Raw genomic sequence first — 12,517 nt, 5'->3', positions numbered from 1 at the left:
AAAGGATCAAATTAGAAGAAAAGTGACTCACTAATTGGTTTATTTGCTGATATTTCTAAAATAGCTGTAGATTCGTTTTAATTTGACGTCATGTTTTCCTTTTGGGCTTTCCATCATGCCGAACTCAAAGAACTTCACAGGTTTGATTCCGACATATTGTAAGAGGGCTCGTTTCATTAACATCTTGTGTGCATTTTGCAAAAAGAACAAAGGATAGTTGGTTGGCCCTTGCATCGTCGATACACAAACAGCACTTTTTCCTTTTAACAGTCCTTCGGGAAGCAGCCCGCCTGTTTGACGATAAGCAAAATTCGCAGCAAACATGCGATCAATAAAACCAAGCAGCATGGCTGGAGGTCTTCCCCACCAAATAGGATATACGAACACGATTTTGTCCGCCCATTTGATCTTCTCCTGATACACCCGAATGTCAGGGTCCTTATGCATGTCACGTCTTTTTTTCTCTTGATTAAAAACCAGCACAGGATCAAATTCTTCTTTGTATAAATCAATGATTTTCACTTCATGAACTAGTGGATTCTCTTCAGTGCCTTTCATGATTTCTTTTAAAAAAGCACCATTTAAACTATTGTGATGGGGGTGAGTATAAATAATGAGTACATTCATGTATGATCTCCTTTTGTTATCAATTGATAACCAAATGATATACCCCCATTAAATAGTTGTCAAATGATAATTGTTTTTTGATAATAATTTTGGTATGTTACGTAGGAGGTGATAAACATGAAACATCCCCATTTCTTCAAGGAATTCGTCGCATTCGCTTCTACTTTTTCAGAGCTGAAGCACGCCCTGATGAACAAAGTCAAACCAGCTAACCTAACAACCTTACAATACTTAATACTAGAGCAACTAGCTGTCAGCGAGCCGCTTACGCCAAGTGAAATTGCCGACTGTCAGCACATGTCTCTTCCGAATGTCAGTAGAGAACTGAAAAAACTGCACGAGAAACAATTCATTGATAGAGAAGAAGACCGTGATGACAAACGAAAACATGTCATTAAGCTGTCTGACAAAGGCCGTGCTTGTATGAATGAAGCCTTCCAGCATATCGAAGGGGTGCTATTAGACAGCCTATCTTCCTCCGATATAGAACAAATGGATGATATCATTCAAGCTCTCCGCCTTTTAAATCAAACGATTTTCAAAAAAGAACCTAAAAAAGCATGAGCGTATCGCTCATGCAAAGGATATTTTATTTTATTAATCAAGAGATGCTAAAAGATACGTAATGAGACCAACAATGGGAATGATCGGGATCATGAATTTCAATGTGGTGCTTGTATTCTTATATAAATTCCATAGCAACACTGGTATACCAAATGTCAACGTATCAAAAATTGCAAGAACTACTCCCTTGCGCTGTTCTTTATGAACCATTCTAAAAACCCCCCATTCACCAAACTTTTTTTACACAATAACCGGCTAATCCTGCAGATATCCCTCCATTAATCACTGCACATGCTATACAGCTAGCGGGTCCCGTAAAACAAATATAATAACAAGCTCCTAGAACCATTGAACGCAGCGGAAGAGATTCATTCGGGCCGCTTTTCTTTTTTAAGCAATTCCAAAACTTGTTCCAATTAAAACTCGTTTGAATTTCCGATTCATCCATCTGGAAAATTTTCTTATTTAATTCCATCATATCTTGCTTTGCATCATTTTCACCATAGGTAAAAGATCCTTTTAAAAACTCCCCTTTTTGGTTGATATGGAACTTATTTTTCATTTTTCCATTTTGAAAGAAATATGAGTTCAAATTCCCTTTCTCATCGTATTCTGCAAGTTGAATATAGTGGGCTTTTATTTGACCTAGTGAAACGGCAATGAATGAAACATTATTTAATAGCTGATGATCTGTCTCCTTCTTTTTCAGATAAAAATAAACAACATCCGTTTTAGCAGCGTTCAAATGAACTACTGCACTTTCTCCATTTCATAGATAACCTTGCTTTTCGACTAATTCTTTTGCCTGTAAAAATTGAGAGCTTCTTTTTGCCTTTTTTATGCGTTTTTCTGCTACTTTATCATTTTGTATCTTTTTAAAGGACTCGTTCCCACTTTTCAAGGAAAATACTGTAATAGATTTTTTTACCAATAGCCCCGACTAGAGATAATGTAGCATATATCCTATGACTTATCATTTCCTCTAGGCAATTGAATGTGTGATCTTCCTATTGAGATCATACTGACACTAGCTAAATAGCCTTTTCAATACACAAAAAAGCGCAGGACTTTTAAGCCCAAACGCTTCTCTCTTTTTTCTCTTATGTACTTTTATACAATCAATTGATACCCAATGTATAACGCGACAAGCCAAATCATGACTGCTGAAGCTTTATTGATACGGTTCATCCACTTCCCGTTTGTATCTAACTTCCCTAGCATCTTCCCTAAAAGAGCGAGCCCAATAAACCATAACCAGGACACGATGATACAAGCGAGGGTAAACGCCCATTTTTCTGCCCCGTTATATTGAAGCGAATTTGTGCCAATCACGCCAATGGTATCGAGAATGGCGTGGGGATTTAAAAGTGAAACTGAACAGGCAAAAAGAATTTGTTTTCTCTCAGGCATGAATTCCTGCTTCTCTTTAGCACCTGTTGATGAGTTTGTGTTCCACACGGACCATCCCATATATACTAAAAAACAAAATCCAATGAGGTAAAGACACATTTGCAGCATCGGAATGGTGAACACCACAACAGAAACCCCAATGACAGCTAACGCAATTAAAAGTGTGTCACAAAGAGCAGCAGTGATAACGACAGGTAAAGCCTGATATAATCGCGGCTGAAGTGCTCCTTGCTGAAATACAAATACATTTTGTGCGCCCAATGGTAAAATGAGGCCAAAGGCAAGCACAATTCCATGAACGATGGCAATGAACATCTTCTAATATTCTCCTTTTCAAGCAATTCCAACACATTTTAACATAAAACATCATGATCTTTTCCAGCAGAATTGATGATCCATAAAAAAAGCGCTGGATGCTTTCATCCAAACGCTTTTCGTTTATTCATCAAGATCCTTTTCGTGCAAGCTCTCTTTCTCTCAGCTCGACGCGACGGATTTTCGCTGACGGTGTTTTTGGCAGTTCGTCAATGAATTCAATTTCTCTTGGGTATTTGTAAGGTGCTGTTGTGTTTTTCACATGTGTTTGCAGCTCTTTGATCAGCTCATCACTTTGTGCTGATTCATCACGTAGGACAACATATGCCTTCACGATGGATCCTCTGATTTCATCTGGACTCGCCACAACCGCACATTCTTTCACTGCTGGGTGTTTAATCAGCGCATCTTCTACTTCAAACGGCCCAATGGTATAGCCTGAGCTGACGATGATATCATCTCTGCGGCTTTCAAACCAGAAGTAGCCATCTTCATCTTTTTTCGCACGGTCACCGGTAATAAAGTAATTCCCGCGGCGCTGCGCCTTCGTACGCTCTTCATCTTTGTAGTATTCCTTAAATAAAGCCGGCGTTTCGAGATGAACCGCAATGTCACCAACTTCTCCATGAGCGCATACGCTGCCGTCCTCATCAATGATCTCGACTTCGTTGCCAGGTGTTGGTTTTCCCATACTCCCAGGCTTGATATCCATTCCTTTTAGCACCCCAACGAGCAGTGTGCTTTCTGTTTGGCCATAGCCGTCTCGTACTTCTATATCAAAATGCTTTTTGAATGTATCAATGACTTCACGGTTGAGCGGCTCTCCCGCAGACACGGCACTATGTAGCTTTGGAAGCTCGTACTGACTTAAGTCATCTACTTTCGCCATAAATCTGTATTCTGTCGGCGTACAGCATAGGACATTGATTTCATTTTTTTGAAGCAGTTCTAAGTATGTATTTGGATTGAACTTCCCTCCGTATACAAAACCTTCTGCCCCGCTTCCTAACACTGATAAGAGAGGGCTCCACACCCATTTTTGCCACCCTGGTCCTGCTGTCGCCCATACTTTATCCCCTTCATTAATGGAAAGCCATGCTTTGGCAGCCGTGCGTAAATGTGCATATGCCCAGCCATGTGTATGAACAACCCCTTTCGGATTGCCTGTTGTACCAGATGTATAGGATAAGAACGCCATATCAGTACGTGTTGTTGGAGCCATTTGCAGCTCGCTTGATTGCTCTTCTTTTTGCGCGAGAATGTTTGTCCAACCATGATCGTTCTCACCGATTGAGAATGTTTTAAAATCGTTTGGTTTTTGGGTTCCGTCGAACGATTGAATGAATGAAGAGTAAACGATCGCTCCCTTTGCTTCTGCATGTTCAATTCGGTAATCTAAATCTTTTGCACGCAGCATTTCTGAACAAGGAATGACGACCATTCCTGTTTTCAAGATCGCTAAATAAATGCTGTATGCCTCTAGCATGCGCGGCACCATCACAATGATTTTATCGCCTTTTTTAAAGCCTGCATTTAATAATACATGACCAATTTTATTTGCTTCTTCCACTAAAGCTGCATATGTCACATGTGCTTCGTGGCCATTTCCATCCTGCCAGTGCAGGGCCATTTTCTTCTTGTCATGACTGAACGCTTCAATCTCACTGACTAAGTTATATTGTTCTGGTGCAATTAAGTCTTCTCTTTTCATGGTACAGCTCCTTTTAGCCTCTTTCTATGAAACGAAACATGTTTCAATTTACCCATTCTAACACTCATAACTGAAAAATGCTTGAATTAGGACCTACTCCTAGTATTATGCCATAATTTTTTCAATTCGTCTTCTTTTTTGTAAATATTCAAACTATTTTTATGTACAAAAAGAAAAGAGCGGGAATGATCCCGCTCCTAAGCCATAGCTTTTTAATTGTGTGTCTTAGAAAGATCCGCCACCCATATGTTGTTGAGCGTAAGATACAAGACGCTTAGTGATTTCTCCACCAACTGATCCGTTAGCGCGAGCTGTTGTTTCTGCACCAAGGTTTACACCGAATTCAGAAGCGATTTCGTACTTCATTTGGTCGATTGCTTGTGCAGCGCCTGGTACTAGTAATTGGTTAGAACTGCTTTGTCTGTTTTGTTGAGCCATGTGTTCTCACCTCCTTGTGAATATAGAATGTGTAGAAACACATGACTTCATGCGATTGATTTTATGGTAATTATTATGAAATTTTTATTTTAGAATAAATCAGCGAATTCGTCTGCCGCTTTCTTCTCATTTTTGACGATGATCGTTTCGATTTGCTCCACTGCCTCATCAAGCATTGGCTCAAAATCAGCAAAGCTTTCGTAGCGTTCTACTTTCTCAAGCTTTGGTTTTGTTTTAGGAGACGGCGGCGTAAAGATCGTGCAGCAATCCTCGAAAGGCTGAATGCTTGTCTCGTAAGTACCAATTCGTCTCGCTTCATCAATAATATCATTCTTATCAACCGCAATAAGCGGGCGAATGATTGGTGTATTGGTCACATGGTTAATGGCATACATGCTTTCAAGTGTTTGACTTGCGACTTGTCCAAGGCTTTCACCAGTAATAATTGCAAGAGCATCACGCTTCTCTCTTATTTTATCTGCAATTTTCAGCATCATTCTTCTTGTTGATGTCATCGTATAGTTTTCAGGTACTTGTTTATGAATCAGCTCTTGAATTTTTGTAAAAGGGACGATGTGAAGTTTTATTTCGCCACCATATGCAGCTAAGCACTCTGTCAGATCAATGACCTTTTGCTTAGCACGTTCACTTGTATATGGGGGACTAAAGAAATGGACAGCCTCAATTTGAATACCGCGTTTCATCGCTTGATAGCCGGCAACTGGGCTGTCAAAGCCTCCTGAAAGCATGAGCATCGCTCTTCCGCTTGAACCAACCGGCAATCCGCCTGCACCTTTGACATCTTTAAATGTAATATATGTCGCCTGTTCTCTTATTTCAATACGCAAATGCACATCCGGCTGTTTGACATTGACCGTTAAGTTTTCTGTATTCCTCAGCACATGTCCACCAATTTCACGGTTCATTTCATTTGAATCAAGTTCAAATTGTTTATAAGACCGTTTCGTTGAGACCTTAAATGTATTTCCTTGTTCATACACTTCCTGTACCGCTGTGAGTGCCGCTTCTTTAATGGCATCAAGATTTGTCTCACATTTCACCGCCAGACTAAAGCTTTGAATGCCAAATACACCTTTAAGCTGTTCTGAAATCGGTTCAGGGTCTTCTCCGTTCAGCATAATCGTAATGCGGTCTCTATCAGATGCATATTTTAATGCTTCAAAGTCTTTCAATACAAACCGGATATGCTGCCTTAGTTTTTCAATAAATTTCTTTCTATTTTTCCCTTTCGTTGAAATTTCACCAAAACGGACTAAAATATGATCATATTTCATGTTGTTATCTCATTCCTTTTAATTTTTTCACACTTTGTGCGATCGATGTGATGATTTGCGGTGCTAGCTCTGGTCCTTGTCCATACGTCAAACTGATTCTCATACTGCTTTTTGCCGCTTCTTCCGATTTCCCCATCGCTAGGAGAACTTGGCTCGGCTCCTTTTTCTTAGCTGAGCAGGCAGAGGTTGTCGAGACATATATGCCTTCTTTTTCAAGCATATGGAGAAGGACCTCGATTTGAATACCTGGAACTGAAAAATTGACAATATGCGGCGCACTTTGCGTTAGCGGTGTGTTGATCACAATACCTTCTATTTCTCCAAGCTGCTTTTGTAGCTGCGTTTTTAAGTTGAGCATTTCATTATGATGTTTTTTTTGCAGTTCGAATGATTGTTTCATGGCTTTTGCTAGGCTGACAGCACCAGCAGGGTTTTCTGTACCTGAACGCAGGCCTAGTTCCTGCTCTCCTCCTGTGATAAAAGGGGCAAGCACTACACCTTTCTTTAAAAAGAGCGCTCCTGTGCCCTTTAAGCCATGAATTTTGTGGCCTGATATCGTCAAAAGATCCACATCCAGCTGTTTATCAAGTGCTACTCTGCACATTCCCTGCACCCCGTCGACATGAAATAGGGCATTTTCAGCATGCTCACGAATCATGCCAGCAGCTTCTTCAATCGGCTGGATGGCACCCGTTTCGTTATTGACATGCATCATGCTGACAAGTACTGTATCAGGACGAAGCACTTCTTTTAAATGTTTCATATCTGCATGGCCATGCTCATTTACTCGGATATAGGAGATATCGAAACCAAATAAAGCCTTTAGTTGTTCAAACGATTCGGTGACAGAGGGGTGTTCAATTGCTGTTGTCACAATATGTTTCCCCCGGTTCATTTTGGCGAGAGCTGCTCCTTTAATGGCAATGTTATTTGCTTCTGTTGCACCAGAAGTAAAAATAATCTCATATTGTTTCAAGCCTGTATAGTGAAGCATTTGTTTTCTCGTTTCATTTAGCAGCCGGCTTGCATCAATTCCGAGCTGATGAAGCGATGATGGATTTCCAAAAAAACGTTCACTCACTTGCTGATATACTTGTAAAACCTCTGGATAAGGCTTGGTTGTTGCACTATTATCAAGATAGATCATATTGTAACTCCTTACAAAAAAACTTAAAAAATAAATGCATTTATATGTTACCATAATGAAGTCAGACAGAGAATTTTCTGAAAATGGCAGTTGACAACTTTCCATTTTCACTATATCATCCATAGTGCCAATGGCACATAAACATTTTAATTGTCAGAATATTTTAATTTGGCACACAACACTGATTAAGGAGGGACTATTTTGAAAAATAGTTTAAGTATAAAAGAGACGCTAGCCATTGGTTTGATGCTTTTTGCATTATTCTTTGGCGCAGGAAATATGATTTTCCCACCTGTTCTTGGACAATATGCGGGTGAAAATGTATGGCTTGCCATAGGTGGATTTTTGCTCACAGGAGTAGGACTTCCGCTTCTTGGGGTGATTGCAGTTGCCCTTACAGGTACCGGTGCAAAGGGCCTTGCGGATAAAGCACATCCAAAATTCGGGACCATCTTCACCGTGATTTTGTATTTATCTATCGGGCCATTTTTCGCTATCCCGCGAACTGGTACGGTTTCATATGAGATAGGATTAGCTCCATTTCTCTCAGGTACCCAAGCCACTTCATGGATACCACTATTCATCTTTACCGTAGTGTTTTTCACTATTTCATACTTGCTTGCTTTAAATCCTTCAAAGCTGGTTGATCGAATTGGGAAAATTTTGACACCGATCTTATTAACTGTTATCGCTATTATTGTCATTAAAGCCATTGCTACGCCAATGGGAATGATCGGTGCTCCTGATGCAACCTATAAGGCAAATCCGCTCTTTACTGGATTTTTAGAAGGTTATAAAACAATGGATGCTCTCGCTTCTATCGTATTTGGAATCGTCGTCGTGACAGCTGTTAAGGACAGAGGCATCACGGAACGAAAATCTCTTGCAGCAGCTTGTATTAAAGCAGGACTCGTGGCAGCTGTTGGGCTAGCATTAGTCTACATTTCACTTGCTTATGTGGGTGCTTCAAGCCCCGATGCGACGGGAATGGTTGGAGCAAATGAAGGAGGCAAACTGCTTTCACTTTCTGCCAACTTTTTATTCGGTTCCGCTGGTAACATTGTTCTTGGCGCAGCCATTTTATTCGCTTGTTTAACGACTAGTGTTGGACTTATTTCATCTTGTGGAGAATATTTTTCAAAGCTCTTCCCTAGCCTGTCTTATCGCACAGTCGTTCTGATCGTTTCTTTATTTAGTACACTGGTTGCAAACCTTGGACTGGCACAAATTATCTCTCTATCTGTTCCAGTTCTTGTGACGATCTATCCACTAGCTATTGTCATTATTTTATTGTCATTCCTTGATCGCTGGATTAATGGCAGAAGAATCATTTATATCGTTTCTCTCATATTTACTGGTTTCTTTGCCATCATTGATGGATTATTAGCTGCCGAAGTGAATCTAGGCGGATTGCCTGGCATCTTGAAATCAATTGTTCCGTTTTACGATTTAGGCATTGGCTGGATCATACCAGCTATTATCGGTGCTATAGTTGGTTTACTTATTTCCATGTTTACCAGCCCGCCCAAGCAGCTTGCCTCATAATCATTGCAAGCCAAAACATCCCCTTCTCCATTGGAGGGGGATGTTTTTTATTGTTCTCCATATACTAAAATAGAAAAATTCATGACTTTTGTACGAAAACACATGTTGACATCAGGCGTACATCCTTTATAATTAGTGATTGTTAATGATGAACGGTTACCTAGCAACTAATTAACAGAATATTTCAACATAATAATGGAGGCTTTAAATGCAATGAAGGCAACTTTGTCGACGAAAGATACGGTTATCATAGGTTTTATGCTGTTTGCTCTATTCTTCGGCGCCGGTAATATGATTTATCCACCAGAGCTTGGGCAATATGCTGGGCAAAATGTGTGGAAAGCAATGGGCGGATTTTTATTAACAGGTGTCGGTTTACCTCTTCTAGGGATTATTGCAATCGCTCTGACAGGTCGAGATGCGAAAGGATTAGCTGATAAAGCTCACCCAGCTTTTGGTACAGCATTTACCGTCATTTTATATTTATCTATTGGGCCACTTTTCGCTATTCCTCGTACAGGAACGGTTTCATATGAAATTGGTGCATTACCCTTTTTAGCAGGTGTACCAGCTTGGCTCTCACTTCTTTTATTCACACTTGTCTTTTTTGGTATTACGTATTATCTTGCTCTAAATCCAACGAAGATTGTAGACCGTGTAGGAAAAGTGTTAACACCGATTAAATTTACGATTATTTTTATCATTATTGTCAAAGCCATTTTAACGCCGATGGGCGTTATTGGCACACCTGATGTATCCTATAGCAACGGATCATTTTTTAAAGGATTTTTAGAGGGCTATAAAACCATGGATGCTCTTGCTTCTATAGTGTTTGGGGTTGTTGTCATCAACGCCATTAAAGGACGCGGTGTGACAAGTAAAAAGGCACTGACATCTGCTTGTATCAAAGCGGGTCTGATTGCAGCTTGCGGATTAACATTTGTTTATCTATCTCTTGCTTATTTAGGCGCTTCAAGTACACATGCCATTGGTTTTGTTGGAGATGGTAGTAAAATCTTGGCTCAGTCTTCTCAATTCTTATTTGGCAGCTTAGGAAATATTGTGTTGGGTGCTGCGATTACGGTGGCTTGTTTAACGACAAGTATCGGTCTCGTTACATCATGCGGAGAGTATTTCTCGAATTTATTACCTAAACTTTCTTATAAAATGGTCGTTACACTCGTGACATTATTCAGTTTTATCATTTCAAATTTTGGACTTGCTCATATTATTGCTTTCTCTGTCCCAGTTTTAACTGCCATTTACCCACTAGCGATTGTCATCATTGTTTTGTCGCTAGCAGATAGATGGATTGGTCAAAGAAGACCTGTTTACGTCCTTACTTTGATTTTAACAGGCTGCGTCAGTTTGTTTGACGGCTTAGTAGCAGCGAAACTCCCGATTGGACCAGTGGAGGATCTCTTCCAAACGATATTACCTTTATATGACCTTGGTATTGGTTGGGTTGTTCCTGCTATTTTCGGAGTGGTCATTGGGTTCATTCTTTCTCTCTTCACTTCTCCTGCTTCCCAAAAGCGGGAGAAACAAGCATCTTAACAGAAAAAAGCTGAAGTCCTGTAAATGGACTTCAGCTTTTTTATTGATGCTGATACTCTTTTTCTTGCTGAGCTAATAGCTTTTGTACAGCACCTGGTGATGCTTTTTCAACAGCTGCTGCCGCTATGTCAAATGATCCGTTGTAATCATAAGCGTAAAATCTTCGTTCCGCCTCTTTTAATTGTTCTGAAAGAATATGGTTTTGACTTCTAAAGCGATTGCCATATTGAATGATTCGTTCAATTTGATCCACTTTACTAAGCATTTCTTCTGTCTCATCCACAACATTCCTGACTGTGTCAGAGGCTTCTTTTAATTGTTGATTTACTGCTGGCATGTTGAGTGGCAGGTTTTCTAGCTGCTCGTGCACTTGATGAATCATCTCCTGCGCTTTTTCAGCCCGCTCTTTCATCTCAGCAGGTACACCTGGAATATTGCTTTTATGTAGCTGACGTACTGTATCTGTCAGCATCGTTTTAAGCTCAGCCAGTGTTTCCCTCGCTTGTAATTCTTCTTTTCTTAATGATTGGAGATGACCTTTAAATGTGTCATGCAATGCTTTTGCATCTTCGATAAAGGTCTCCAGCTGATTGATTTCATCCATTAGTAATGAATATGCCACGTGATCACGATCAAGCTTCTCACGGATTTGTTTCATCAGCTTTTCAATTTCTTCTAAACGTTTTTCAAATGCTTTCTGTTGATCAAGCTCTCCTGCTGTCAGCTTGTAACTTTCTTTTACAAGAGCCGTTTCTGCCTTTGTTTGTGTGTGATCTTGCTCAAGCTTTTCGAATGCTTCTGTGAGCTCAGGCATTCTGCTTTTGATTTCCTGACCTGCCTCTACTTCCGCCTCCAGCTGATCATACAGCGTCTCAATCGCATCATCGATCATTTGCAGAATGCTTGATGCCTCTTCTAAATTGAGTTCATCAATGAGCAATTTTTCCGCTCTCGCAAGCTGTTTGTTTAAAGTCTCCAGCTCTTTCGTGATCTGGATGTGCTCCAGCTTGTAGCCTTTTTCCGACATTTCTTGATATCCGTCTTTCAGCTTCGTCAGCTGACCTGGTACGGTTTGTTTGCAGTCTGCAATAAGCTTTGGTACATCATTGATATATAGTTGAAGCTGGTCGAGTCTGCGGTCTTGCTCAAGCAATATCTTTCTTGCTTTCATGTAGTTTCCGTTTTCTGTTTCTTCCTCGTACTGCTTAATCCCTTCCCAGGCCTCGTCTAAGTCCTGCTCCATTTTGTCATAAAGGGTGCCATATAAATGGCTGTACGCAAGCAGATTTTTTCGAACCGTTTGGTATTGCTCTTTGACCTTTTCAATGTCCTTGCGATTTTGCTCCTCGCTTGTGACAAGGTCTGCAATTTCTTTTAAAATGTCTTCGATGTTCGAATCAGCAGCACTCAGCAAGTCCTCAATATGAGTTAGAACCTGCTTGGCTTTGGAGAATCGATATTTATCAGAATACTCTTCTGCGTCATATAATAGCTCCTCTACCTTTGGAAGATGGGCTGTGACGATATCGTCCCACTCTGCACGCCACCTTTCAAAAAATTGCTCTGTTTCTCCGGTCATTTTTAAGTGTTTGATTTTTGAAATTTCTTCTACAATTGATCTGTTTAAAATTTCAATTTTCCATGCTTCCAATCGGTCAATCTCTTTATATATATTTTTTCTGAGGAAATAACCGACTGAAAACAAAGCAAGCAAAATGACAATTAAACCGATGATAAACTCCATAATGAGCCCCCTTGTTGTGATCTAAGTGATGTCAGGGTAAAAGTGTCCCGAGTAGACCTGAGAACCCTTTCGTGTCCGCTTTGCATTTGTCTTTTTATAAACAGGATCGTATGTTTTCCAATACCATCCATTCACGGTTTTATGTATGTTTTTCAAGAAAGTAT

12 protein-coding genes are annotated in these 12,517 nt (G+C 40.2%); 3 read left to right on the top strand and 9 right to left on the bottom strand.

The annotated features are described in order from the left end of the window. Positions 1-39: 39 nt before the first annotated feature. Positions 40-627, bottom strand: coding sequence for an NAD(P)H-dependent oxidoreductase (locus GPS65_RS06790; protein ID WP_119125227.1), 588 nt, complete (start codon positions 625-627; stop codon positions 40-42). 117 nt (positions 628-744) lie between these two features. On the opposite strand from GPS65_RS06790, the gene GPS65_RS06785 reads away from it, so the two are divergent. Next, positions 745-1,191 carry a MarR family winged helix-turn-helix transcriptional regulator gene (locus tag GPS65_RS06785; protein WP_088003614.1) on the top strand — a complete coding sequence of 149 codons (447 nt, stop codon included), beginning with the start codon at positions 745-747 and terminating at the stop codon, positions 1,189-1,191. 33 nt (positions 1,192-1,224) lie between these two features. Here GPS65_RS06785 and GPS65_RS19280 read toward each other — a convergent pair whose 3' ends face one another. The 7 genes from GPS65_RS19280 to GPS65_RS06755 all read right to left on the bottom strand — a co-directional run bounded on the left by GPS65_RS19280 (position 1,225) and on the right by GPS65_RS06755 (position 7,507). Further along, positions 1,225-1,401, bottom strand: coding sequence for a hypothetical protein (locus GPS65_RS19280; RefSeq protein WP_186312731.1), 177 nt, complete (start codon positions 1,399-1,401; stop codon positions 1,225-1,227). Positions 1,402-1,417: 16 nt separating this feature from the next. Beyond that, positions 1,418-1,936: a hypothetical protein gene (locus GPS65_RS06780; RefSeq protein WP_119125228.1), complete on the bottom strand. Its 519-nt coding sequence runs from the start codon at positions 1,934-1,936 to the stop codon at positions 1,418-1,420. A 365-nt stretch (positions 1,937-2,301) separates the two neighbouring features. Then, on the bottom strand, positions 2,302-2,916 hold the full coding sequence (locus GPS65_RS06775) for a LysE/ArgO family amino acid transporter (RefSeq protein ID WP_119125229.1): 615 nt from the start codon (positions 2,914-2,916) through the stop codon (positions 2,302-2,304). Positions 2,917-3,046: 130 nt separating this feature from the next. Next, complete coding sequence (gene mbcS / locus GPS65_RS06770) at positions 3,047-4,627, bottom strand: acyl-CoA synthetase MbcS (protein WP_119125230.1); 1,581 nt, start codon at positions 4,625-4,627, stop codon at positions 3,047-3,049. Between the two features lie 225 nt (positions 4,628-4,852). After that, complete coding sequence (locus GPS65_RS06765) at positions 4,853-5,065, bottom strand: alpha/beta-type small acid-soluble spore protein (protein WP_012010896.1); 213 nt, start codon at positions 5,063-5,065, stop codon at positions 4,853-4,855. An 89-nt stretch (positions 5,066-5,154) separates the two neighbouring features. Then, the gene (gene thiI, locus GPS65_RS06760) at positions 5,155-6,360 is read right to left on the bottom strand and encodes a tRNA uracil 4-sulfurtransferase ThiI (RefSeq protein WP_088003606.1); all 1,206 of its coding nucleotides are present in this window, start codon (positions 6,358-6,360) and stop codon (positions 5,155-5,157) included. A 4-nt stretch (positions 6,361-6,364) separates the two neighbouring features. Next, a complete protein-coding gene (locus tag GPS65_RS06755) occupies positions 6,365-7,507 on the bottom strand; it encodes a cysteine desulfurase family protein (RefSeq protein ID WP_119125231.1) in 1,143 nt (380 codons plus the stop codon). 201 nt (positions 7,508-7,708) lie between these two features. On the opposite strand from GPS65_RS06755, the gene brnQ (GPS65_RS06750) reads away from it, so the two are divergent. Further along, positions 7,709-9,052: a branched-chain amino acid transport system II carrier protein gene (gene brnQ / locus GPS65_RS06750; protein ID WP_012010898.1), complete on the top strand. Its 1,344-nt coding sequence runs from the start codon at positions 7,709-7,711 to the stop codon at positions 9,050-9,052. A gap of 213 nt (positions 9,053-9,265) precedes the next feature. Then, positions 9,266-10,609: a branched-chain amino acid transport system II carrier protein gene (gene brnQ, locus GPS65_RS06745; RefSeq protein ID WP_119125232.1), complete on the top strand. Its 1,344-nt coding sequence runs from the start codon at positions 9,266-9,268 to the stop codon at positions 10,607-10,609. A gap of 40 nt (positions 10,610-10,649) precedes the next feature. On the opposite strand, the gene ezrA is transcribed toward brnQ (GPS65_RS06745), so the two are convergent. Continuing rightward, on the bottom strand, positions 10,650-12,353 hold the full coding sequence (gene ezrA, locus GPS65_RS06740) for a septation ring formation regulator EzrA (RefSeq protein ID WP_012010900.1): 1,704 nt from the start codon (positions 12,351-12,353) through the stop codon (positions 10,650-10,652). Positions 12,354-12,517: the final 164 nt, after the last annotated feature.

It is taken from the genome of Bacillus pumilus (assembly GCF_009937765.1).
Lineage (GTDB): Bacteria > Bacillota > Bacilli > Bacillales > Bacillaceae > Bacillus > Bacillus pumilus_O.
This window is presented reverse-complemented; position numbering and strand designations above follow the sequence as displayed.

Excerpts from the sequence above, each read along its gene's own strand:
- GPS65_RS06790 (WP_119125227.1), bottom strand. The coding sequence starts at position 627 with ATGAATGTACTCATTATTTATACTCACCCCCATCACAATAGTTTAAAT.
- GPS65_RS06785 (WP_088003614.1), top strand. The coding sequence starts at position 745 with ATGAAACATCCCCATTTCTTCAAGGAATTCGTCGCATTCGCTTCTACT.
- GPS65_RS19280 (WP_186312731.1), bottom strand. The coding sequence starts at position 1,401 with ATGGTTCATAAAGAACAGCGCAAGGGAGTAGTTCTTGCAATTTTTGAT.
- GPS65_RS06775 (WP_119125229.1), bottom strand. The coding sequence starts at position 2,916 with ATGTTCATTGCCATCGTTCATGGAATTGTGCTTGCCTTTGGCCTCATT.
- mbcS (WP_119125230.1), bottom strand. The coding sequence starts at position 4,627 with ATGAAAAGAGAAGACTTAATTGCACCAGAACAATATAACTTAGTCAGT.
- GPS65_RS06765 (WP_012010896.1), bottom strand. The coding sequence starts at position 5,065 with ATGGCTCAACAAAACAGACAAAGCAGTTCTAACCAATTACTAGTACCA.
- thiI (WP_088003606.1), bottom strand. The coding sequence starts at position 6,360 with ATGAAATATGATCATATTTTAGTCCGTTTTGGTGAAATTTCAACGAAA.
- GPS65_RS06755 (WP_119125231.1), bottom strand. The coding sequence starts at position 7,507 with ATGATCTATCTTGATAATAGTGCAACAACCAAGCCTTATCCAGAGGTT.
- brnQ (WP_119125232.1), top strand. The coding sequence starts at position 9,266 with ATGAAGGCAACTTTGTCGACGAAAGATACGGTTATCATAGGTTTTATG.
- ezrA (WP_012010900.1), bottom strand. The coding sequence starts at position 12,353 with ATGGAGTTTATCATCGGTTTAATTGTCATTTTGCTTGCTTTGTTTTCA.